The following is a 23,070-nucleotide window of genomic DNA, read 5'->3' as shown; positions in this document are numbered from 1 at the left end:
CATAAATGGACTTCAAAGACTATTACAAGATACTCGGCGTAGAGCCCACGGCGGACGACAAGGCGATCAAGGCCGCGTACCGCAAGCTGGCCCGCAAGTATCACCCCGATGTCAGCAAGGAGCGCGACGCCGAGGACAAATTCAAAGAGGCCAACGAGGCCTACGAAGTGCTGGGCGACGCGCAGAAACGTGCCGAGTTCGACGAAATCCGCAAGTACGGCGGCCAGCATGGCCGGCCGTTCCAGGCACCACCGGGCTGGGAAAGCCGTGGCGGTGGCGGCGGCTTCGAGGGCGGCGACTTCTCCGACTTCTTCAGCTCGATCTTCGGTGGGCGAGGGGGTGGCAACCCTTTCGGTGGCGCCCGTCAGCAACAACGCAGTGCCGGCAGGCGAGGGCAGGACGTGGAGCTTGAACTGGCGGTGTTCCTTGAAGAGACCCTGAGCAAGGAGTCCAAGCAAATCAGCTTCCAGGTGCCGCAAACCAACGCCATGGGGCAGCGCACCGGCTTCACCACCAAGACCCTGAACGTGAAGATTCCGGCCGGGGTGACCGATGGCGAGCGTATCCGCCTTAAAGGGCAGGGCGCGCCGGGCAGCGGTGGCGGGGCCAATGGCGACCTGTTCCTGACCATCCGCATGGCACCGCACCCGCTGTTTGATGTCGAAGGCCATGACCTGATCATCACCGTGCCGCTGGCACCGTGGGAGGCGGCACTGGGCACCAAGGTGGCGGTGCCGACCCTGGAAGGCAAGATCAACCTGACCATCCGCCCCGACAGCCAGAGCGGCCAGCGCCTGCGCGTACCGGGCAAAGGCCTGGCGAACAAGCAGGGTGAGCGCGGCAACCTTTACGCGCAGCTCAAGGTGGTCATGCCGACGACTTCTGACGAATCTACCCGTGAACTGTGGGCCAAGCTTTCCGAAAAGGCCGCGTTCAACCCGAGGGCACAATGGAGTAAGTGATCATGAGCAGCACCCTGATCGTTCAACTGGACATGCGTACCCTGTGTCAGGAAGCCGATGTCACGGCGGACTGCGTGATCGAAATCGTCGAGCACGGCATTGTCGAACCCTCTGGGCGAACGCCTGAGGACTGGTTGTTCGACGATCAGGCGCCGTTATTGGCCAAGCGCGCGGCGAAGCTGCATCAAGAGCTGGAACTGGAATGGGAAGGGGTGGCGCTGGCGCTGGAGCTGTTGCAGGAAGTGCAGGCGCTGCGCAGCGAGAACAACATGCTGCGCCAGCGGCTGGGCAGGTTCACTCAGATGTGAGTGTGTTTGCCTGCACCGGCCACTTCGCGGGCAAGCCCGCTCCCACAGGTACTGCACAGGTCTCGGGGAATGTGCGATCCCTGTGGGAGCGGGCTTGCCCGCGAAGAGGCCAGTTAAGGCAACATCAATCTCAGGTTGGCTCTGCACCTGGGTTCAGCACCAGCTGCATGAAGGTCAAATCCAGCCACCGGCCAAACTTCACCCCTACCTGCGGCATCTGCCCGGTCACCACAAAGCCCAACCGCTCATGCAGGCGCACCGACGCCGCATTGCCACTTTCGATGGCCGCGACCATCACATGCTTGCCGCAACCGCGTGCCCGCTCGACCAACGCCGCCATCAACACCGGCCCCAGCCCCTTGCCACGCTGGTCACCCCGAACGTAGACCGAATGTTCCACTGTCAGGCGAAACCCTTCGAACGGCCGCCAGTCGCCAAACGAGGCATACCCCAGTACCCCCGTCTCATCCACCGCCACCAGGATCGGATACCCCTGCTGCGCCCGTGCGTCGAACCAGGCCTGGCGGTTGGCAAGGTCCACTGGTGTTTCGTTCCAGATCGCCGTGGTGTTGCGCACGGCGTCGTTGTAGATATCGAGGATGCCTGGCACGTCGGTAGGCAGGGCATCGCGTAATTCGTAACTCATGACAGCGTCTCGCAGGGTCGTTGCTTGCAGATTAAATGGTTACCAGCCCACGCACACCTTCGGCCTGCATGTTTTCGCCACGGCCGCGCTGGACGATCTCACCGCGGGCCATGACCAGGTACTGGTCGGCCAGTTCTTCGGCAAAGTCGTAGAACTGCTCCACCAGCAGAATCGCCATGTCACCACGCTCGGCCAGGCGGCGGATGACTGCGCCGATTTCCTTGATGACCGAGGGCTGGATGCCTTCGGTCGGCTCGTCGAGGATCAGCAGGCGCGGGCGGCTGGCCAGGGCGCGGCCGATGGCGAGCTGTTGTTGCTGGCCGCCCGACAGGTCACCGCCACGGCGTTGCTTCATCTGCTCCAGTACCGGGAACAGCTCGTAGATGAACGCGGGGACTTCGCGGGCTTCACGGGCCGGGAAGCGGGACAGGCCCATCAGCAGGTTTTCCTCGACGGTGAGGCGCGGGAAGATCTCGCGGCCCTGGGGTACATAGGCGATACCGGCATGTACCCGTTGCTGGGGCTTGAGGCGGGTGATGGGTTTGCCTTCCCATTCGATGCTGCCATCGCGGGCGGGTACCAGGCCCATCAGGCAACGCAGCAGGGTGGTCTTGCCCACACCATTGCGGCCCAGCAGGCAGGTGACTTCGCCGACCTTGGCTTCGAAGGACAGGCCCCGGAGGATGTGGCTGCCGCCGTAGTACTGGTGCAGCGTGTCGATTTTCAGCATGTCATGTCCTTGGAATAGATCATCGGCCCAGATACACCTCAACCACCCGCTCATCCGCCTGTACCTGCTCCAGCGACCCTTCTGCCAGCACACTGCCCTGGTGCAGGACGGTCACATGGTCGGCAATGCTCCCCACAAACCCCATGTCATGCTCCACCACCATCAGCGAGTGCTTGCCGGCCAGGCCTTTGAACAGCTCGGCGGTGAACTCGGTCTCGGCATCGGTCATGCCGGCCACCGGCTCGTCCAGCAACAGCAATTGCGGCTCCTGCACCAGCAGCATGCCGATCTCCAGGAACTGCTTCTGCCCGTGCGACAGCAAGCCGGCCTGACGCTGAGCCAGGGGCAGCAGGCGCAAGGTGGTCAGCACCTCTTCGATGCGCTGGCGCTGCTCACCGCCCAGGCGCGCCGCCAGGCTGGCCCACACCGACTTGTCGGTCTTCAGCGCCAGCTCCAGGTTTTCGAATACCGTAAGCGCCTCGAACACCGTGGGCTTCTGGAACTTGCGGCCAATGCCGGCCTGGGCGATCTGGTATTCGCTCATGCGGGTCAGGTCGAGGGTGTCGCCAAAATAGGCGCTGCCGGTGTCGGGGCGGGTCTTGCCGGTGATCACGTCCATCATCGTGGTCTTGCCGGCGCCGTTGGGGCCGATGATGCAACGCAGTTCGCCCACGCCGATGTACAGGTTCAGCGCGTTGAGTGCCTTGAAGCCATCGAAGCTGACGCTGATGTCCTCAAGGCTCAGCACCGTGCCGTGGCGGGTATCCAGGCCGGCCTTGCGGCTCTGGCCCAGGCCGATGGCATCACGCCCGGCGCCGAGGTTGTCGAACACAGGTTCCAGCATGAATTCCGGGTGGACCGGGGGCACGCCTCTCATGGCTGGCTCCTTTTCTTCAACAGGCCGACCACGCCCTTGGGCAGGTACAGGGTGACAAGGATGAACAGTGCGCCAAGGAAGAACAGCCAGAACTCCGGGAAGGCCACGGTGAACCAGCTTTTCATGCCATTGACCAGGCCGGCACCGAGCAACGGGCCGATCAGCGTGCCACGCCCGCCCAGGGCCACCCACACGGCGGCTTCGATGGAGTTGGTCGGTGACATCTCGCTGGGGTTGATGATGCCCACCTGTGGCACGTACAGCGCACCCGCCAGGCCGCACAGCACAGCGCTCAGCACCCACACCAGCAGCTTGAAGCCACGCGGGTCGTAGCCGCAGAACATCAGGCGGTTTTCGGCATCGCGCACGGCGGTGAGCAGGCGGCCGAATTTGCTGCGGGTCAGACGCCAGCACAGGTACAGGCTGGCCAGCAGCAACCCGACGGTAAGCAGGAACAGCACCGCCCGGGTGCCTTGCGCGGTAATGTCGAAACCGAGAATGGTGCGGAAGTTGGTGAAGCCGTTGTTGCCGCCAAAGCCGGTTTCGTTGCGGAAGAACAGCAGCATGCCGGCGAACGTCAGGGCCTGGGTCATGATCGAGAAGTACACGCCCTTGATTCGCGAGCGGAAGGCAAACCAGCCAAACACCAGCGCCAGCAGCCCCGGCGCCAGCACCACCAGGCACAGGGCCCAGGCGAAATGCTGGGTGCCGGCCCAGTACCACGGCAGCTCGGTCCACGACAGAAAGGTCATGAACCCCGGCAGGCCGTCACCGGCCGCCTGGCGCATCAGGTACATGCCCATGGCGTAGCCGCCCAGGGCGAAGAACAGGCCGTGGCCCAGCGACAGCAAGCCGGCGTAGCCCCAGACCAGGTCCAGGGCCAGGGCGACGATGGCGTAGCAGAGGATCTTGCCGACCAGGGTCAGGGTGTAGGCCGACACTTGCAGGGCATGGTCCGCCGGCAGCAGTGACAACAGCGGCAGGGCGACCAGCAGCAGGACGACGAGGGCGCCGATGGCCAGCGTCAGGCGTGGCCCGGCCTTTTGCGTAGCGGTGACAAGCAGTGGCTGGTTCATCAGTCGATTACCCGTCCCTTGAGGGCGAACAGGCCTTGCGGGCGTTTCTGGATGAACAGAATGATCAACGCAAGGATGAGGATCTTGCCGAGCACGGCACCGATCTGCGGCTCCAGCAGCTTGTTGGCGATGCCAAGGCCGAAGGCCGCCCAGAGGCTGCCGGCCAGTTGGCCGACGCCGCCCAGCACCACCACCAGGAACGAGTCGATGATGTAGCTTTGGCCGAGGTCCGGGCCCACGTTGCCGACCTGGCTCAAGGCCACGCCGCCGAGCCCGGCAATGCCAGAGCCCAGGCCGAAGGCGAGCATGTCGACGCGCCCGGTGGACACACCGCAGCAGGCGGCCATGTTGCGGTTCTGGGTGACAGCGCGCACGTTCAGGCCCAACCGCGTGCGGTTGAGCAGCAGCCAGGTGAGCAGCACCACGGCCAGGGCAAAGCCGATGATGACCAGGCGGTTGTACGGCAGCACCAGGTTGGGCAGCAGCTGGATGCCGCCTGACAGCCAGGCCGGGTTGCTCACCTCGACGTTTTGCGCGCCGAACAGCAGGCGGATGGCCTGGATCAGGATCAGGCTGATGCCCCAGGTGGCCAGCAGCGTTTCCAATGGGCGGCCGTAGAGGTGGCGGATGACCGTGCGCTCCAGTGCCATGCCGACCCCGGCACTGATGGCGAAGGCCACCGGCAGGGCAATCAGCGGGTAGAACTCGATGGCGCCCGGGGCGTAGCGCTGCACCAGCACCTGGACCATGTAGGTGCTGTAGGCGCCCAGCATCAGCATTTCACCGTGGGCCATGTTGATCACACCCAGCAGGCCAAAGGTGATGGCCAGACCAAGCGCGGCCAGCAGCAGGATCGAGCCCAGCGACAGGCCGCTGAACGCCTGGCCGAGCAGCTCGCCGACCAGCAGCTTGCGCTTGACCTGGGCCAAGCTGGTTTCGGCAGCGGTGCGCACCCCTGGGTCGCTTTCTGCATCGGGCTGCAGCAGGGCTTCGAGGCGGGTGCGGGCCAGCGGGTCACCGGTTTCGCCCAGCAGGCGCACGGCGGCCAGGCGCACTGCCGGCTCGCTGGCGCCCAGTTGCAGGTTGGCCAGGGCCAGGCCGAGGGCGGCATGCACGGCGGCGTCGGGTTCGCTGGCGAAGCGCCGGTCGAGGAAGGCCATTTGCGCGGGTTGTGCGCTTTTTTGCAGTTGCTGGGCGGCGGCCAGGCGGGTGTCGCTGTTGTCGCTGAGCAGCTGGTGGCTGGCCAGGGCGTTGTCGATCAGGCCACGCAGGCGGTTGTTCAGGCGTACTTTGCGGGTGTCGTCAGCGGCGATGCGGCCTTGGCGCAGGTTTTCGAGCAGTGGCAGGCGTGCGGCATCGGGTTGCGCCGCCCAGCTTTCGAGCAGTTGGGCTTGCTCGGCGGGCTTGGCGGTGAGGAAGAATTCGCCTTCGCTGGCCTGGGTTGCCAGGGGCAATAGCAAGAGAAGGGTGAGCAGGAGTCTGAGCATGCGGGCAATCCTGGAAATCGGTGTTGGATTCATCGCCGGCAAGCCAGCACCCACAGGTCCTCCACAGGCCTTGAGGGCGGTGCTGTCCTTGTGGGAGCTGGCTTGCCGGCGATTGGGCTGCAAAGCAGCCCCAGTGCACTCAGTTACCTTTCACTGCATAGTCCGGGCGCTTGTCGTTACCTGGAATAAACGGGCTCCAAGGCTGCGCCCGCAGCGGCTGTTCGGTTTCCCACACCACGCTGAACTGCCCGTCATCCTGGATCTCGCCAATCATCACCGGCTTGTGCAGGTGGTGGTTGGTCTTGTCCATGGTCAGGGTGAAGCCCGATGGCGCCTTGAAGGTTTGCCCGGCCAGCGCTTCGCGCACCTTGTCCACATCGGTGGACTTGGCTTTTTCCACCGCCTGCGCCCACATGTGGATACCTACGTAGGTGGCCTCCATCGGGTCGTTGGTCACGGCTTTGTCGGCGCCCGGCAGGCCCTTGGCCTTGGCGTAGGCCTTCCAGTCGGCAACGAACTTCTGGTTCACCGGGTTATCCACCGACTCGAAGTAGTTCCAGGCGGCCAGGTGGCCCACCAGCGGCTTGGTGTCGATGCCGCGCAGCTCTTCTTCGCCTACCGAGAACGCCACCACCGGCACGTCGGTAGCCTTCAGGCCCTGGTTGGCCAGTTCCTTGTAGAACGGCACGTTGGAGTCGCCATTGACCGTTGAGATGACCGCCGTCTTGCCGCCAGCGGAGAACTTCTTGATGTTGGCGACGATGGTTTGGTAATCGGCGTGACCGAACGGCGTGTACACCTCTTCGATGTCCTTGTCGGCCACACCTTTGCTGTGCAGGAAGGCGCGCAGGATCTTGTTGGTGGTGCGCGGGTAAACGTAGTCGGTGCCCAACAGGAAGAAGCGCTTGGCGCTGCCGCCGTCTTCGCTCATCAGGTATTCCACGGCCGGGATCGCTTGCTGGTTGGGCGCGGCGCCGGTGTAGAACACGTTTGGCGACATCTCTTCACCCTCGTATTGCACGGGGTAGAACAGCAGGCCGTTGAGCTCTTCGAACACCGGCAGCACCGACTTGCGCGAGACCGATGTCCAGCAGCCGAACACCACCGCCACCTTGTCCTGGGTCAGCAGCTGGCGGCTCTTTTCGGCGAACAGCGGCCAGTTGGAGGCCGGGTCGACCACGACCGGTTCGAGCATCTTGCCGTTGACCCCGCCCTTGGCGTTGATCTCGTCGATGGTCATCAGCGCCATGTCCTTGAGCGAGGTCTCGGAAATGGCCATGGTCCCGGACAGCGAATGCAGAATACCGACCTTGATGGTCTCGGCGGCCTGGATACTCCAGCTCAGGCCCATTGCGGCAATCGATGCGCTGAGGGTAAAAGCCTTGATCAGACTGCGACGCTTCATGTGCTCTCTCCGCTGAGTTTTTATGTGTTGGGCAAGCGGGGAGAGGTATTGCAAGGGGTGTGCCTAGTGGCAAAAGGTACGTAATAGAGGGGTTGTGCGAGGTGTTGGGGCGTTGGTTGGATCCAGATTGGTGCCTGGGATATTTATGTGCACAGGATTGGGGCTGCAAAGCAGCCCCGATGGCCGTCAGCCTTTACGTGTTGCCCTGTGTCATTCGCGCTGCTTCTTTTCTGATCTCGCCTATTTGCTTGATGAACTCGCCATCATCGGCCTTGGCCGTGTACACCATGTTGAACTGTATGTCCTCGATGATCGAAGGGTCCTTTAGCAGACCCTCGTCGCCCAGTAGCTCCAGCGTCCACTGCGAGATGGCGCCGGTACCTTCGTACGGCAGATAACGACCATCGTGGAACATCAACTCATAGACCCAGGTACCTGCATCGTACCCAAGCCCGTCTTCCGCCACCGTTGACGACAATGCGATCTGCTGGTCTTCGCGGGGGTTGTGCAGCACCAGCTTGGGGTTTTCACGCGCTTTCGTTACATCCTCATCGTTCTCCTTGCCTGGGTAGAACGAGCGGGCTGCGTTCTTGTCGGGCTCAAGGAGCGTAGCGCTACGTGTTTGCTTGAGGATGGCGCATAGTTCTTCCACCTTTTTGTCTGTTTTGAGTACGAGCGTGACAGATACATACTTCAGCTGGCGCAGATATTGGCCAGGGTAGCTTTTGTCGAAGTCTTCTGCCTTGAACTCGAATGAATGGGTCAGCGGGGTGGTGCGTTCAGCATCCGCCTTGAAAATTTCGGCCCATTTGCTGTCGTTTTCGGTGGTGCCATTGCCCAGTTGTTTCTTGAGGCTGAACGACTTCTTGATGGTCAGCCGCCGTTCGTTCCTGGCCAGGTACTCGTTCTCCATTTGCTGCAAATTCACCAGCAGCGACTCGCCCACCAGCATGCCTTTCCAATTGACGCGCCAAGCGGTGGTGTCGATGAAGCTGTCACGCCGGTAGTCACCGATCTCGTAGCGCCAGGCTGCCTCTGCGCTCATGCACAGTGCGCGGACAGCGTCGTAGGCGGCGCCGTAGATATACTCCTGGCGTGTCACCAGCCAGTTATAGGTGGGGATGATGGTAAACCCGGTGGTCATGGACACATAAGCCTCCTGCAGGTTGACCTTTTCTTGTACACACTGAGCGAGGGCGATGGTGCTGGCGTTGAGTTCGATGTTGGTTTCGGTGATTTGCTGGTCGAGTATTTTTAGGTCCCATTCGGCCTGTGCCTTGTCAAACGCCCACTGCGCTGCGCGGCGGTTGTAGGCGGCTTGAGTTTCCAGTTCATCGGCAATGACTTTGGAGATGTCACTAGCCATATCGAAGCCTTGGCCAAGATGCAGGTTTAAGGCTCCAGGATCGTTTCCTCCAACGGCAAGTCCATAAATCGTGGGGATTGAAACACCCAGTGAACCCGCGATAGCGAGGTTGTAGATAGCTGCTGCCTTGAAGGTTTTTGAGGTCCAGCTTAAGGCTGTGGCGGCTTCTTCTTCGGGAGAGCGACCGACATCAATGAGGTCGCTGAAATACTTCTCTTGCGCCAGCGTTTTTTCGCGGCTGATCAGCAGTCCCTTCTTCTTGGCTTTAACGCCGCTAACGGCCTCCCTTTGCAGACGAATCGCAAAGTCGGCCATCTTGATATCTTGGGCTTTCAACTGCACTGCCAAACTTGTGTTGAACTCTTCCTCCATCAAACTCATGTAATGCCGGCCGAAGTCCGACAGCTGCTGGGCCGCTGCCTTGGCCAGGGGCAGCAATTGGCGGAATCGGTAGTGTGGAATATCAATCTGGCCACTGCGGTAGGGGATTGGAAGGTTGCTGACGCCACCCTTTGTGTTGGCAAAGGCATCCAGGCTCTCGCTATTCCAGTCCAGCGGTGGCAAGCGTTTGCCATCCAAAGTAAGCCCATGCCGCAGGTTGTACAGCCGGCTTTGCAGGGTTTCGTGCAGGTCGGTCACCCGCCGATTGACTGGCCGACGAAATGCGTCGTTTGCGAGTGAGGCCAACGTTGCGGCCTGCCAGCGCGAGGCGTTGCTGCCTATGGGTAACGGGCCAAGCAGTTGCAGGGCCTGCTGATAGCATAGCCAGGCCTGGTTCAGCGAGCTGAGTGTGAGCTGGCGGTAGAAGTGGTCGCCTTGGCGCTGCCAGTTTTCCAGTAGTGCCAGGTAAATAGCCTGTTGGTAGTGGCGTGACAAGGTGAACACCCGGCTGACGACATCTACTTCCGCGCGCAGTGTCGAGCTCAGGGTACCGACTTGTGCAAGGGGGCGGGTAGCCCAGGGGGCAGGGCGGCCGTCCTGATCGGGTTCGGTCCGGTAAGGATTGAACAGATAACGCAGGTACCAGTCTTCGGCCTCCTCGAACTGCTGCTGCTCGGTCAGGCGCATGGCGATCATGGCAGGCACATGCAGGAACAACTCACGGAAGTACAGGGCATTGGCGCCATGGAAGTCCATGGGGACTGTGGTTTTCGAATCATCAAGTGCGGGTTCTTGAAGATTTTGCGTGTCCCAGGCCAGCACCCGGTCGACGCTCTGGTTAGCGCGTGCCAGCAACTGACCGGCACCTTGCCCGGTTTGCGCCAGCGAGTTTTTGCCGAACAGAGTGTTGAGGCGGATTTTGTCCGCAGGCAAGGTAGGCGAAAGGTCCTTGACGCCAGTGAGGTCAAGGTACTGTGCCTGGGCAGTATTCTTGGAAATTGAAATATTCCAATCTTCGTCTGCTTCTAAGTTGCAACAGGTGATGGTGAGTGTGAAACTGAGATTTAGGGGGCAGTCCTGGATGGTAAAATACGTTATTATCGTTATGTTAAGCTCTCTATTCAATTCAAAAATACAATGAATGCTTTTTGTCCGGGAATTTTCAGTTTGGTCGTCTGTGATATGGTTGGGGCCATGATCGGACCATACAGAGAAATCGAATGATTTAATTAGGGTCGAGATGATTTTGGCTGTAAATTTCAACTTTTTTTCTGAAGCTGATAAGATGTGTGCGTCTATGTGCAGCCTGGCATGGTTGAGTTGATCTGAGAATTCGGATAAGTCAATTGTTGGGTCAGGTCGCTCTATGTTCAGTAGTATAGGTATAGGTGTTTTGTTAGGGATATAATTTATTCTGAAGCTATCAATTTTAAGAGGTGGTCCATCAAATGGTTTTTTGATTGTCGATGATTTTTCATAGCTTGCGCGCAGGGCCTTGGTGAGTTTGGTTTCTTCCTCTGAGTCAAAAGACTGTCGATTTATAAGTAAGAGGTCGCGAGCTTCAAGGAAGTAGTTGGTGTCCTTAATATATTCGTTTGTGTTGTCGTGCAGCAGTACCGTCAACCAGGGGTCAGTTGCACGCTTACCTTCGCAATTAACTACGGCAATCAGGGATGGCTTGAAATCCAGATCTTTCGCATAACTGTCTTGCCATGCCCCATTCGGGGCATATCCATCAAGGCGCATGAGTTCATTAGGTGTGCTCCATGTCCCGTCACTTTGTTGGAAACTGTAGTTAACCGTCAGCTTTCTTTTTTTATCCAGGGTCTTACCGGTGTCCTTTGGATCTGGCAAATCAGTGCTGTCCCGTTCTGCCCACAGCGTATAACGACGTCCGGCAATAACCACAGGCACAATGATATCGCCATCTTGGCCTTGGACAATTGTTCCGGAAGCCGCCACGTCAATCTTTTCCCACTCGCTCCAAGCCAACGGGCTTAGCCGTTCCTGATCATCGCGCATTTGCATGTTGAGGGTGCGCCAGTAGTACTCATAAGGCGTTGTATTGGTTTTGGCGATGAAATGGTAGGTATCGCGCTTGGGGTCGTGCCCGTCCAGGTAACCGCTGATTACTTGAAGATTGCTGATGCGTTCAAACTTGGCCAGGTAAGTACAAATGGCCGAATGCAGCAGCGAAGTGTCCATCTTGCCCTGATTGAGTTCTACCTCCAGCTCCTGAAACGCCATGCTTTTGTTCGGACGGTTGGCATAGTAAATAAGGTTGGCGGGATGGTTGCTGCGCTCCCGGTTCCGTTTCCAGGTGCCATATTGCCCCAGGCCATTTTGCCACTCTACTTGAGCCTGCCCCGAGGGGGCGCTGTTGCCGTACCCCGGCTCAAGTCGCGCAAACAGGCGAGAAAGATAGTGTTGCAGGCTACCAATGGCCTGATTGAGCAGTGTGGTGGTTACGTCACTGCTGACGCATATGTCGCTCAGGCAGAAAGTCGACAGTTCGTCGAAGGAGGTGATGCTGGCGCTGGCTTCTGGCTCGGGCGGCGCCCAATAGGCAATCAGATAGCCGGCCAATGCATCGCGCCAACGTTCGTGCATCGGCTTGTCGATGGTTTCACGCAAGGCATCATCGGTGCTGGCCATGATCAGTTGGCTGGCGGCTTCGAAGGCTTGGTAGGGCGAGTGTTCGTTCAGCTCGCTGAGGCTCAACAACGAGGTACAGGCCAAACCTGTTTTATCGCAGAGCGCTTTCAGCCGCAGGACAAAGTCGATGTCACTCATGTTGCTGGGAACGCAGGGGACGCCGGTTAAGCGATTAACCGTTTTCGGCCGATCAGCCAGCACTTCCAAGGTGATCGGGAAATAACCATATTCTCCGCTGGGTTGGCGTTCTTCCCATGTTTTGAGCCACTCGTCGGTTCGATACCCCTTGTCAGACTGGTCTTTGGTGACCAGTAAAGGGCCCGGGTTGTGGTTAAGAAAGTCGAGCAGTTTATCTACTGCGCCTTGGAAGTCTCGCTCCCACTTGTAGCCGCCTGTTGTGCGAACGACGAAATTACGTAAAAAGTGCCTTATTCTTATGCGGTCATAGTAAGCGCGCTCGCTGTCGGAGAGCGTTTGCAGGAAATCGTCAAATGTCGGCCTGTCATCCTCGACCTGCATAAGTGTGAGAATGGTTGGGCTGGCTGCTTCAACTTCGGCCTCGCTCCACCCGATCAAGGTCCCTAGTGCTTTGGCGGCGGCGGTGACTTTTTTCGGCTCGGTACTCTCACGGTGCTTGGCCAGAAAGGCTATGGCGTCATGCTCATCGGCGCCGTTTGCCCGGCATAGTTCGACCCAAGTCTGGAAACGACTTAGCTGATAGCACAGGTCGAGACTCGGCGCTGAGCTTGGCGCCTGTTCCAGGTCGAACCACCCGGGGTTGTCATACAGTGCCATGAGTGCACCGGCGCTTACCCGCAACAGTGTGCACAGTGCATAACGGCGTTCTAGCTTGAACCACAGTTGGGCTGCTGCCAGCTGGGCCGCGTCTTTGGGTTGGCTAGGCGTATCCATAACAGTGATCGCTGCCTGCAACAGCTCCAACGCCGTTGTACCACACAAGCCCAATAACGGCTTTGCATGCTGCAGCGTCAGGTGAGGCTTGGTCCGCTGGTTACCGAAAACGATCATCAGCAAGGTTCCGACCAGCTCTTCCTGTCGCTCGGAGGTCGCAGAGGGCTGCACCATATCATCGATGAAGGGGCGCTGTTCTTTGAGGGCGACCAGTAATGCGTTCCCCAGTATCACCTCTGTGTCGGGGACCGGTGCTAATGTTTCCAGCAGCACGCTGGGCGGGATCTGTTGTTGACGCAGCCAAAGGTCAAGGTTGCTTAGCCCGATCAGGGCATCGAGCACATCAGAAGGCTGGGTATCGCTGATGACAGGTTTACCGGCCATCTGGGCAAGCACGTCAGTGCCAGTCGTGGCCAGGAGCTTAACCAGTGCGTCAGCTTCGCGGGCAGACCGCTTGAGCAGGCGATGCAAGCGGCTGAGGCGATACAGCGACGAGAGTAATGTCAGCGAGACGCTGAGTGTTTTCACCCCTAGTGCCAGTTTGGCTTGCGCCAGATACACCCGTGTTGTCTGCTCGTCTACGCCCATTGCCTTGGCAAGTGCGGGCACGACTTTGAACTGACCATCGTTACCATCGTTGGGGTCGAATGTGCGGTCATCGAGTATCAACGCGTTAGCGGTGTCGGGCTGTCCTGCACCAGGGCCATCGAGCACCCGGTCAAGCATCGGGACTTGGTCGCCAACCGCAAAGGCGTTGACCTCGCACACCAGGGCGGCGAACTGTTCGGCAGTAATGCCATACGCTTCGCTGAAATAGCGGAACACACCCAAGGCACGCAGCGTGTTGGCAGTGAAATGCCAATTGCCGGTCTGTCCTTCGGCGCGCAGGATCGAGGTCAATAGCAGGTCGACCTCGCTGAACGGCAGTGCCAGTGCCCGTTGCAAGTGGATCATCTGGTACATGCGCGAAAGGGCGTCGTAGTCGAGATCATTGAACTGTGGCTTGATACCTGCACCCGCCAACGTATCTTTGATCGTTAGCGGCGACTTGCGACGGGCATTGATGTACGCAGCGCCATAATGGAATTTTGTCAGGGCTGGCTTGTTGGGGCGATAGGCAGTGGAGCTGTGTACCTGGCTGTAGCTGGCAGTGGCGTCGTCATCGATGCCGGCCACTGCCAGCAATTCCAGCACTTCTTCGAAGCTCAGGCCGGTGCGGCGCCCGAACGTTTCGACGTCCAGTAACGAGTTGATGGCTTTTTGGGGGGCGATATCTTCCATGCCATACCATGTGCGCCAGTGGTTACCGCTACTGCGCAGGGCTTTGTCATCCAGCAATAGCGCTTGCAGCGCCGGGCTGAACCCGCTGGCGTTGCGCATGACCTGGCGCAACTCATCAGTGCGCAACTGCGGGTGGCAGAAGCTGGGGTAGCTGTATTCCGCTTGCTGCAGCAGCTCGAAGTGCGGGATTTTTTTGTACTTAAGGCCTGCCTTCAATTGCTCATGGGCATAGTTGAAAGGCAAGTTGACGTGCTGCCCGGCGTTTGCCAAAGCCTCAGGCAAATAGGCTGCGACACCGGCACGCTCTTGGGCATGGTGCGTCAGCGTGTGGATGGCCAGGGCCAGTGCACTGACTGGCTGCTCCAGCTTGGCTGGGTCGAGTAGCAGTTCACTGATATCCGGGCGTCGCATTGCCAGTGTCTGGCGGGTGGTGTGGTTGCTGCCCCCTTCGATCTCCAGAACCTTCTGATAAAGCGCATGCAAATAGGCAATGGGGCCGGTGTTCGATTCAGGGGCATCGGGGTTGCAGGGGTTGGCCAGTTGTTCCGGGAACAATTTGGCGAAGGTGCAGGCACTGGCGGATTGCTCGGTCATGAATAGTGCTCCCTGGCGGGTGAGGGTGGGGTTTTGCCTCATGCTGTCTGGTCCTATTGGACGAGGGCGGTGGGGGAGCGCACAACTGGCAAAAATGTCAGGTCGAGGCCTGGGGGAATGCCGGAACACTGGCATGGCGATGGCACCTGTAGTCACGCCTTCCGGAAGTGATTGCGAGGATGCACAGGTGTGTGCCGTGGCGACTTTGAAGGCGGGGCGCGGTTAAGACGGTTGCTGAGGGCTATGCAGCGCTCGTTGGCCGAGCGCTGTGTAGAAGGGGAGCAACGGGAGTTCCTTAGGGCTGCAAGGCAGCCCCAGGGCTATCAGCCGTTGCGCACAGCCGAGCGTGGGTGGCGTCTGCTGCGCACACCCTGATAGGTCACTGCCAGCAGCACGAACCAGATCGGCGTCACCACCAGCGCCGAACGCGTATCTGCCTCCAGGCTCAGCAACACCAGGATGAAAGCGAAGAACACCAAACACACGTAGCACATGAAGCGCCCGCCCGGCATCTTGTACTTCGACGCCTGGTGCAGTGCCGCACGGTTTTTGCGGTACTTCAGGTACGACAGCAGGATCAGCGTCCAGACGAACATGAACAGCACCGCCGAAACGGTGGTTACCAGGGTGAATGCCTCGATCACGTTCGGCACCAGGTAGATCAGCACCGCCCCCAGCAGCAGGCAGGTGCAGGAGAAGTACAGGCCGTTGGCCGGCACCGAGCGGCTCGACAGTTTCTCGAAGGCCTTGGGTGCGTCACCTTCCTGGCTCAGGCCGAAGAGCATGCGGCTGGTGGAAAACACGCCGCTGTTGGCTGACGAGGCCGCCGAGGTCAGTACCACGAAGTTGATGATGCTGGCCGCCGCCGGCAGCCCGGCCAACACGAACAGCTCGACGAACGGGCTCTTGCCCGGCACCACGTCGCGCCATGGGGTCACGGCCATGATCGCGATCAGCGCCAGCACGTAGAACACAATGATCCGTACCGGAATCGAGTTGATTGCCCGCGGCAGGGTGCGCTCCGGGTTCTTCGCTTCGGCGGCCGTGGTGCCTACCAGTTCAATGCCGACAAAGGCGAACACCGCAATCTGGAAGCCGGCGAAGAAGCCCATCAAACCGTGGGGGAACATGCCGCCATCGTTCCACAAGTTGGCCAACTGCGCCGTGCGCCCGCTGGGCGAAGTGAAACCGGTGATGACCATGTACAGCCCGGTGGCAACCAGGCCGAGGATGGCGACAATCTTGATCAGGGCGAACCAGAATTCCATTTCGCCAAACATTTTCACAGTGACCAGGTTCAGCGACAGCAGCAGCCCGACACAGGTCAGCGCCGGTATCCACTGCGGCAGGTCGGGGAACCAGAACTGCGTGTAGGCCGCGATGGCCACCACGTCGGCAATACCGGTGACCACCCAGCAGAACCAGTAGGTCCAGCCGGTGAAGTAACCGGCCCAGGGGCCGAGCAGGTCGGCGGAGAAGTCGATGAACGATTTGTAGTTGAGGTTCGACAGCAGCAGTTCGCCCATGGCGCGCATGACGAAGAACAGCATGAAGCCGATGATCATGTAGACGAAGATGATCGATGGCCCGGCCAGGCTGATGGTTTTGCCCGAGCCCATGAACAGGCCGGTACCGATCGCGCCACCGATGGCGATCAGCTGGATGTGGCGGTTGGTGAGGTTGCGTTGCAGGTGTTGCTCTTCTGGTGGTGTGGGTGAAGTTGCGGTCATAAGCTGCATTCCCTTGAAAGTCGCCGGCTAGGCTAACACGTGCGTTCCGATTCGAGATCGCGACAGATCGACACGATTTTCGGATAGCAGCCTGCGTTTCGTAGGAGTAGTTCGACACCTGTACCGGACTCTTCGCGGGCATGCCCGCGAAGAGGCCAGTGCAGGTATCAGGCGTTGACCAGCTCCCGGCGCCGCCTTACTACAAAGCTATCGACAGCCCACATCACCACCATCGATACCCCCACCAGCGGGAACATCACTCCCAGCACCAGCATCACCCCCACCGCCGTCTTCCAGCGCGGCAGGTCATGGCGCAGCGGCGGTACGCCCAGCTCACCGGTTGGCCGGCGCTTCCACCACATCACCAGGCCGCTCACCGAGCCCAGCAGGATCATCAAGCACACCAGCAGGATGATGATCTGGTTGATCGCCCCGAACATCTTGCCTTCGTGCAGCATTACCCCCAGCTCGGTGGCGCGGGCGACCGGGCTGTAGTCCTGCCAGCGCACATCGGCCAGGACCTTGCCGGTGTACTGGTCGACATGCAGGGTGGCGTCGTTGCGCGGGTCGTCGGCGAACACGGCAATGGTGAACACGCCGTCTGCCGTGGTCGGCAGGGTGATGCTGTAGCCCGGCTCGACCTGGCGGACAGTGGCAATGTCTTCGACCTGCTGCACGCTCACCTGGGGTGCTGCGGGCATGTCCGACATCATGCTGTGCCCGGCGTGTTCGGCGTGCGCGCCGGACTGCGGCATCGGCGTGTTCTCCATCGCCCAGGGCACGGTCTGGCGGTGTGCGCTGTTCAAGTCACCGGCTTGCTGGTCTGACTTGGGCACGTCGTTCCACATGGCTGCGGGGAAACGGTTCCACACATCGGCGTACTGCTTGCCCCACAGGCCGGTCCAGGTCATGCCGCTGACCAGCATCAGCAGCAGCAGGGCCGAGCCCCAGAAGCCGGTTACCGCGTGCAGGTCGCGCCACAACAGCCGGCCGCGAGCACTCAGCCGTGGCCATAGCACGCCAGCGCCAGTGCGCCCGCGTGGCCACCATAGATAGAGGCCGGACACCACCAGCACGATGCCCCAGCCGGCTGCCAGCTCCACCAAGCGGTCACCGACCGTGCCGACCATCAGTTCGCCATGCAGGGCGCGGGCGATGGCCTGCAGGTTTTGCTTGCCGTCCTGCTCGCCGAGGACCTTGCCGCTGTACGGGTCGACAAACACATTCAGTTCACGCCCGCCGTCATGCACCACGAACTGCGCACTGCGCTCGGCGTTCAGCGGCGGCAGGTACTGGCCGACGTGGGCCTTGGGGTAGGCCTGGCGCACTTCGGCCAGCATCAGGTCGGCGCTCTGTCGATGGTGGCCGGCTTCGACCACCATCAGGTCGCGGTATAGCAGCGGGTCAAGCTGCGGCTTGAACAGGTAGATGATCCCGGTGATTGCCAGCAGGATCATGAACGGGGCCACGAACAGCCCCGCATAGAAATGCCAACGCCAGGCCAGGTTATAGAAATTGATGCGTGTTCCTCTCATGGGAACCTCCTGTGTGACCAGCTGATGGGCGCAACCGAAGTTGCGCCCGTTGTTGTTATCAGAAGCTGAAATCGACCTTGGTCCAGAAGGTCCTGCCTGGCTCATTGACCGGCTGTGGATCTGTAGCCGGGTAGCCGAACCCGGCGTTCCCGGCCAGGTTCAAGTGCTCGGCGTAGGTTTTGTCGAACAGGTTGTCGACCCCCGCGCTGAGCTTGAGGTTGTTGTTCACCTTGTAGGCGCCATTGAGCGAGAACACGCCGAAGCCGGCGCTCTTGTCGTAGTCCTTGCCGACCACGTTGCCCTGGTTCTCGGCAATGCGGTTTTGCGCCGCCACCAACCGCCACAGTGCACCGACGCTCCACACATCACGGCTGTAGGTCAGGCCCAGGCGGCTCTCCAGGGGTGGCATTTGCGGTAGCGCTTTGCCATCACTGCTGTTTTTGCCCCAAGCGTAGGCCAGCGTGCCGTCGGCCTTCCAGTTTTCGGTCAGCTGGTAGGCCGCGCCCAGTTCGCCGCCCATGATGCGGGCGTCGATGTTCTGTGCCTGGGAGGTGCTCATGCCCATCATGCCGGTACGGTAGTCGAACAGGATGTAGTCGCGGATCTGCCCGACATAGCCCGAAGCCCAGGCTTCCAGGCGCTCGGTGCGGTACTGGATGCCGAAGTCGAGCTGGGTGGTTTTCTCCGGCTTGATACCGTCAAAGGCGTTGGCCGCCCCGGGCGGTGCCAGCTTGGGCGAGAACAGCTCCCAGTAGTCGGGGAAGCGCTGGGCATGGCCGAGGCCGATGTAGGTAGTGGCGGGGATGGCCGCCAGGTCGTGCTCGTAGCGGACGAAGCCGCTGGGCAGGGTGTCGGCGCGAGTGTCGCCCTCGGTGGCGCTGCCTTTGCGGAAGTCACGGGCCGAGGCGCGGTCCAGGCGGGCACCGGTAATCAGCCGGTCTTCACCGCTGACGTACCAGGTCAGTTCGCTGAAAGCGCCGTAGTTATGGAAGTCGGCGTCCTTGGTCCAGGCCTGGCCCTTGTGCGCATCCACGCCCATGCCGCCGCGCTGGCGGTGTTCGTTGGTCTGTGCGTCGATGCCGCTGATCAGTTGCACATCGGCCCAGCGCCAGGTGGCCTTGATACGTGCGCCCATGGTGCGGCGGTCGACGTTGCTGACCATCGGCATGCCCATCATGCCGCTGCCCGATGGGGTGCGCAGGCTGTAGTTGTCCATCACATGGTCGGCGTAGTTGTAGTAGACCTGCGCCTCGACCTTGTCGAGCACCTCGCCGAGGTTGGACTTTTCAAAGCGCAGGCCCAGGCTTTCGCGCTTGAACTGCGAGCCGTCCATACCGCGCCCGGCATAGCGGGCCTCGCCATCGCCCTTGCCTGCAGTCAGCTCCAGCAGGGTGTCCTGGTCGGGCGTCCAGCCGAGGGCGACATCGCCGTTCCATTTTTCCCAGCGCGACGGCACGGTGTCGTTGTTGCCGTCGTGGTAGTCGTCCGAGCGAGACTGGTTACCGACGAAGCGGGCATAGGCCTGGCTGTTGCCGGCGGCGGCATCCAGCACTTTGTCGAAGCGGCCGTTGGAGCCGGCCAGCAGGCTGGCGTTTACCCGGCTGCCGAGGGTGCCGAATTTCTCTGGTTCGCGTTCGAAAAGGATGGTGCCTGCCGAGCCGCCCGGGCCCCAGATCACGCTTTGCGGGCCTTTGATCACGGTCAGGCGGTCGTAGGTTTCCGGCGAGATGTAGGACGTGGGCGCGTCCATGCGGTTGGGGCAGGCGCCCAGCATCAGGCCACCGTTGGTGAGGATGTTCAGGCGCGAGCCGAACATGCCGCGCAGTACCGGGTCGCCGTTGGTGCCACCGGCACGGATTGCCGAGAAGCCGGGGATGGTCTTCAGGTAGTCGGCGCCGTCGCTGGCCGGTACGGGCTGGCGCGGGTCTTTCGGGTTGGTGACCACGGTCAGCGGCGAACTCGGGGCCACGGCGGTGATTACCGTCGGGCTCAGCTCGGGTGCTTCGTGCACATGGCCTTCATGGCCAGGGTCGGCGGCCAGGGCCACGGGCGCGAGCAGCGAGCCGCACAGGGCGGCGATGGTCCCACGCAGGGACAAGGCAAAAACAGGGGTGCAGCCGGACATAATGATTCCAGTCGATCAGTCATGAGTTAGCGCGAAGCCTCCTGGCTTCGTGCGCAAAATGTGGGTCAGACGCTGATCGAGGAAGGTGGGGCGCGGCTGCGCGCACCGGGGAATACAGCCTGCCGGGCATGGCCCTGGTGCGTTGGCGCAAGCAGGTGGGTGGTGGGGACGACACTGTCGGCACTGAGCGGGCTGAGGGCCTGGGGCAGGGCCGGGCAGTTGAACAACAGGCTGCAGTAACCGCACTTTTCCCACATCACATGCAGCTGGCCATCGTTGCCGTGGCCGTGATGGGTGTCGCCGCCATGCTGATGGGCAGCCGTCATCGGCATGTCCATCGGCATGCTCATGCCGGCATGGTGGTCCATCGGCATCGACTGGGAAATCAGCGGGCCGATGAAGATCATCCACATGGCGAACAGGCTCAGCCATCCGCCACCGGCGCGCCTGCGGTCAGGGCGGGTGGTACGGCTGATGCTGTTGCGCGGCAGGCTCATGGCGAGTGCCTGTCAGCAGGTATCAGTGTGCGTGTTCGTGGGCTTGCGGCTGGTCCGCTGGCGCCTGCTTCTGCACGGCCACTTCAACAGTGATGTCGCCGGCTTTTTCGAAGTGCAGGGTCAACGGGAAGCGCTTGCCGTCGGTGAGCAGGCTGCGGTCCTTGGGCTGCATCAGCATCACGTGGTAGGCGCTGGGGGCGAAGGTCAGGTCCTTGCCGGCAGGTACCACCACGTTGGGCACCTGCTGCATCTTCATGGCGCCGCTGGCGCTCATGGCATGCTCGTGCAGTTGTGCATCATTCGTGATGGGGCTGTCGACGCTGAGCAGGCGGTCGTCGGCCTTGCCGTTGTTGTGCACCACGAAATATGCGGCGACGTTTGGCGCGTTGGGTGGTAACTGCAGCGACCAGGGGTGGGCGATGTGCAGGTCGCCCACGCTGTATTCGTGGGCGTTGGCAAAGGCGCCGGGCAGCAGCAGGGCGGCCATGACGAGGGCGTGCTTGAGCATGGTGAATCTCCGTTCTGTTCAGGTTCAGGCAGACAGCGTGATGAACTCAGGCCAGCGGAGAGGCACGGGGGTTGAGCGCAGGCCAAAGTTGGCGCGGCGTGGGTTGGTAGTCAGCTGGTGGCGACAACAGCCCGGCGAGCAGTGTGGGCGGGTTGTGCAACTGTGGCGGGTAGCCGGGAAGGGCCAGCAGCGGTGCGGCGCCCGAGCAGCACCAGCAGTTCATCATGCTGGCGCTGTCGTCGTTTTGCGTGCCGAGGTCGATCTTGGCCAGGGCCTGGACGTCGACTTTGGCCTTGTTGGCCATGCTGGAACAGAAAGCCCCCCACAGCAGCTGCTCGGCCGGGCCCTTGGGCGCAGCAGAAGACAGCGGCATGGCCAGCAGGTTGAACAGCACTGCAAGGCAGGCTATCCAGGCAATGTGCCGACGTGGGGGCATGGAGAGATCCGGTCAGGAATCGTGGTGGGTATTGTAAGGCGGAGTATAGGTAAAAATGGCGGGGTGCGGTGAAGTGACGCAGTTAGGCAGTTGAAGCTGTGTCGTCTGCTTCGCGGGCACGCCCGCTCCCACAGGTAGCTCGCAGCTCTCAAGGCTGTTGGTTATCCTGTGGGAGCGGGCGTGCCCGCGAAGAAGGTTAAATCAATCTCAGGCCTTGTTGCGGCCCATCAACCCACGCACGGTCTCTTGCAGGTCCGCCGGCAGCACCACCACCTTGGCATTGCTGCTGCCCGCCAGGTTCTCCATGGCCCCGACATAGCGCTCACCCAGCAGGTACATGGCTGGTACGGTCTCGTTGCCCACCGCTTCCTTCACCAGCGAGATCGCCCGCGCCGAGGCCTCGGCCAGGCTGATCTGCGCCTCGGCATCCAGCCTGGCGGCCTGCAGGCGTGCTTCCGCTTCAAGGATCGCCGCCTGCTTGGCCCCTTCGGCACGGGTTACATCGGCCTTGCGCTCACGCTCGGCTGCCGCCTGACGCTCCATGGCCAGTTGCATGTTTTCCGAAGGCTTGATGTCCTGGATTTCCACCGAGCGTACGGTCACGCCCCAGTCTTCGGTTTGCTCGGACATCGCATCGCGCAAACGTGCCTTGATCTGCTCGCGGCTGGACAAGGCTTCGTCCAGGTCCATGGCACCGACGATGGCACGCAGCGAGGTCATGGTCAGGCTGGTGACGGCGAACGAGAAGTTCTGCACGCCGTAGGAGGCCTTCTGCGGGTCGACCACCTTGGCGAAGCACAGTGCGTTGGCGACGATGACTGCGTTGTCCTTGGTGATGATTTCCTGTTGCTGCACATCGAGGATGATGTCTTTGGTCGGCAGGCGGTAGGCGACCACATCCATGTAGGGGATGAGGATGTTCAGGCCGGGCTTGAGCGTGCTGTGGTAGCGGCCCAGGCGCTCGACGATCCATTCCTCGCCCTGGGGCACGATACGCACCCCCTTGAACACGGTGATCAGGACGAACAGGGCGATGGCCGCGACGACGATAAGGCTGGTCATGATGCTAAATTCCTTTTAGTGCAGGTTCAGGCCCGGATGACGCGGGCGGTGTTCCCCTCGATGGCGGTAAGGCGCACCCGCTCGCCAGCAGGGATCTCGCTGTCGGCGATGCAGGTCCATTCTTCGTTACCCAGAATCGGCTTCTGGAAGCGTACGCGGCCTTTCTGAAACTCCGAAACGCCGGCAGTCAGCAAGCCCACTTCACCGATCACGCTGTCGGCGGTCCAGCGCACATCCGGCTGCTTGCGCCGGAACAGCTTGAACCAACACGCGGTGGTGACCGACGACAGCAATACCCACAGCAGTACCTGCATGTCCAGTTGCAGGCTGGGGGCGGCCAGCGAGATGAGCGAGACCAGCACGGCACCGATGCCGAACCAGAGGATGAAGAACGTCGGCAGGACCAGTTCAAGCAGGATCAGCGCGATGCCGAAGACCAGCCAGATCCACCATTGCATTTCCATATGGGTGAAACCTTCCAGGGGTGGGGGAGTTGA

17 protein-coding genes are annotated in these 23,070 nt (G+C 61.0%); 2 read left to right on the top strand and 15 right to left on the bottom strand.

Annotated elements, in window-relative coordinates; all coding sequences use genetic code 11:
• Nucleotides 1-5 precede the first annotated feature (5 nt).
• Nucleotides 6-962: a curved DNA-binding protein gene (gene cbpA / locus A0O30_RS09375; RefSeq protein WP_060498556.1), complete on the top strand. Its 957-nt coding sequence runs from the start codon at nt 6-8 to the stop codon at nt 960-962.
• Nucleotides 963-964: 2 nt separating this feature from the next.
• A complete protein-coding gene (locus A0O30_RS09370) occupies nt 965-1,270 on the top strand; it encodes a chaperone modulator CbpM (RefSeq protein WP_105946293.1) in 306 nt (101 codons plus the stop codon).
• Between the two features lie 130 nt (nt 1,271-1,400).
• Here A0O30_RS09370 and A0O30_RS09360 read toward each other — a convergent pair whose 3' ends face one another.
• From A0O30_RS09360 to A0O30_RS09290, 15 genes are all read right to left on the bottom strand, one after another.
• A complete protein-coding gene (locus tag A0O30_RS09360) occupies nt 1,401-1,916 on the bottom strand; it encodes a GNAT family N-acetyltransferase (RefSeq protein WP_105946292.1) in 516 nt (171 codons plus the stop codon).
• Between the two features lie 31 nt (nt 1,917-1,947).
• On the bottom strand, nt 1,948-2,646 hold the full coding sequence (gene urtE, locus A0O30_RS09355) for an urea ABC transporter ATP-binding subunit UrtE (protein ID WP_105946291.1): 699 nt from the start codon (nt 2,644-2,646) through the stop codon (nt 1,948-1,950).
• A gap of 19 nt (nt 2,647-2,665) precedes the next feature.
• Nucleotides 2,666-3,523 (bottom strand): urea ABC transporter ATP-binding protein UrtD, encoded by an 858-nt coding sequence (gene urtD / locus A0O30_RS09350; RefSeq protein ID WP_016712226.1) that lies wholly within the window; start codon nt 3,521-3,523, stop codon nt 2,666-2,668.
• Nucleotides 3,520-4,599 carry an urea ABC transporter permease subunit UrtC gene (urtC, locus tag A0O30_RS09345; protein WP_019098563.1) on the bottom strand — a complete coding sequence of 360 codons (1,080 nt, stop codon included), beginning with the start codon at nt 4,597-4,599 and terminating at the stop codon, nt 3,520-3,522. Before urtC ends, urtD begins: the two co-directional genes overlap by 4 nt.
• Nucleotides 4,599-6,119, bottom strand: a complete 1,521-nt coding sequence (urtB, locus tag A0O30_RS09340; RefSeq protein WP_371921619.1) for an urea ABC transporter permease subunit UrtB — start codon at nt 6,117-6,119, stop codon at nt 4,599-4,601. The genes urtC and urtB overlap by 1 nt, the downstream gene beginning before the upstream one ends.
• A 106-nt stretch (nt 6,120-6,225) precedes the next feature.
• A complete protein-coding gene (gene urtA, locus A0O30_RS09335) occupies nt 6,226-7,491 on the bottom strand; it encodes an urea ABC transporter substrate-binding protein (protein ID WP_016712223.1) in 1,266 nt (421 codons plus the stop codon).
• 193 nt (nt 7,492-7,684) lie between these two features.
• A complete protein-coding gene (locus tag A0O30_RS09330) occupies nt 7,685-14,680 on the bottom strand; it encodes a neuraminidase-like domain-containing protein (RefSeq protein ID WP_158261456.1) in 6,996 nt (2,331 codons plus the stop codon).
• 323 nt (nt 14,681-15,003) lie between these two features.
• Complete coding sequence (gene cycA / locus A0O30_RS09325) at nt 15,004-16,410, bottom strand: D-serine/D-alanine/glycine transporter (protein WP_105946288.1); 1,407 nt, start codon at nt 16,408-16,410, stop codon at nt 15,004-15,006.
• 167 nt (nt 16,411-16,577) lie between these two features.
• Entirely contained in the window at nt 16,578-17,945 is a 1,368-nt protein-coding gene (locus A0O30_RS09320; RefSeq protein WP_105946287.1) for a PepSY domain-containing protein, read from the bottom strand.
• A 58-nt stretch (nt 17,946-18,003) separates the two neighbouring features.
• On the bottom strand, nt 18,004-20,070 hold the full coding sequence (locus A0O30_RS09315) for a TonB-dependent copper receptor (RefSeq protein ID WP_105946286.1): 2,067 nt from the start codon (nt 20,068-20,070) through the stop codon (nt 18,004-18,006).
• Between the two features lie 65 nt (nt 20,071-20,135).
• On the bottom strand, nt 20,136-20,567 hold the full coding sequence (locus A0O30_RS09310; protein WP_105946285.1) for a DUF2946 domain-containing protein: 432 nt from the start codon (nt 20,565-20,567) through the stop codon (nt 20,136-20,138).
• Nucleotides 20,568-20,589: 22 nt separating this feature from the next.
• The gene (locus tag A0O30_RS09305; protein ID WP_104833873.1) at nt 20,590-21,075 is read right to left on the bottom strand and encodes a copper chaperone PCu(A)C; all 486 of its coding nucleotides are present in this window, start codon (nt 21,073-21,075) and stop codon (nt 20,590-20,592) included.
• Nucleotides 21,076-21,121: 46 nt separating this feature from the next.
• Nucleotides 21,122-21,511 carry a DUF2946 domain-containing protein gene (locus A0O30_RS09300; RefSeq protein ID WP_105946284.1) on the bottom strand — a complete coding sequence of 130 codons (390 nt, stop codon included), beginning with the start codon at nt 21,509-21,511 and terminating at the stop codon, nt 21,122-21,124.
• A gap of 207 nt (nt 21,512-21,718) precedes the next feature.
• The gene (locus tag A0O30_RS09295) at nt 21,719-22,573 is read right to left on the bottom strand and encodes an SPFH domain-containing protein (RefSeq protein WP_016712216.1); all 855 of its coding nucleotides are present in this window, start codon (nt 22,571-22,573) and stop codon (nt 21,719-21,721) included.
• 26 nt (nt 22,574-22,599) lie between these two features.
• Entirely contained in the window at nt 22,600-23,037 is a 438-nt protein-coding gene (locus A0O30_RS09290; RefSeq protein WP_104833875.1) for an NfeD family protein, read from the bottom strand.
• Between the last annotated feature and the right edge of the window lie 33 nt (nt 23,038-23,070).

It is taken from the genome of Pseudomonas sp. LLC-1, from assembly GCF_002992185.1.
Taxonomy (GTDB): Bacteria; Pseudomonadota; Gammaproteobacteria; order Pseudomonadales; family Pseudomonadaceae; genus Aquipseudomonas; species Aquipseudomonas monteilii.
The sequence above is the reverse complement of the archived record's forward strand: the minus strand, read 5'-3'. Positions and strand labels throughout refer to the sequence as shown.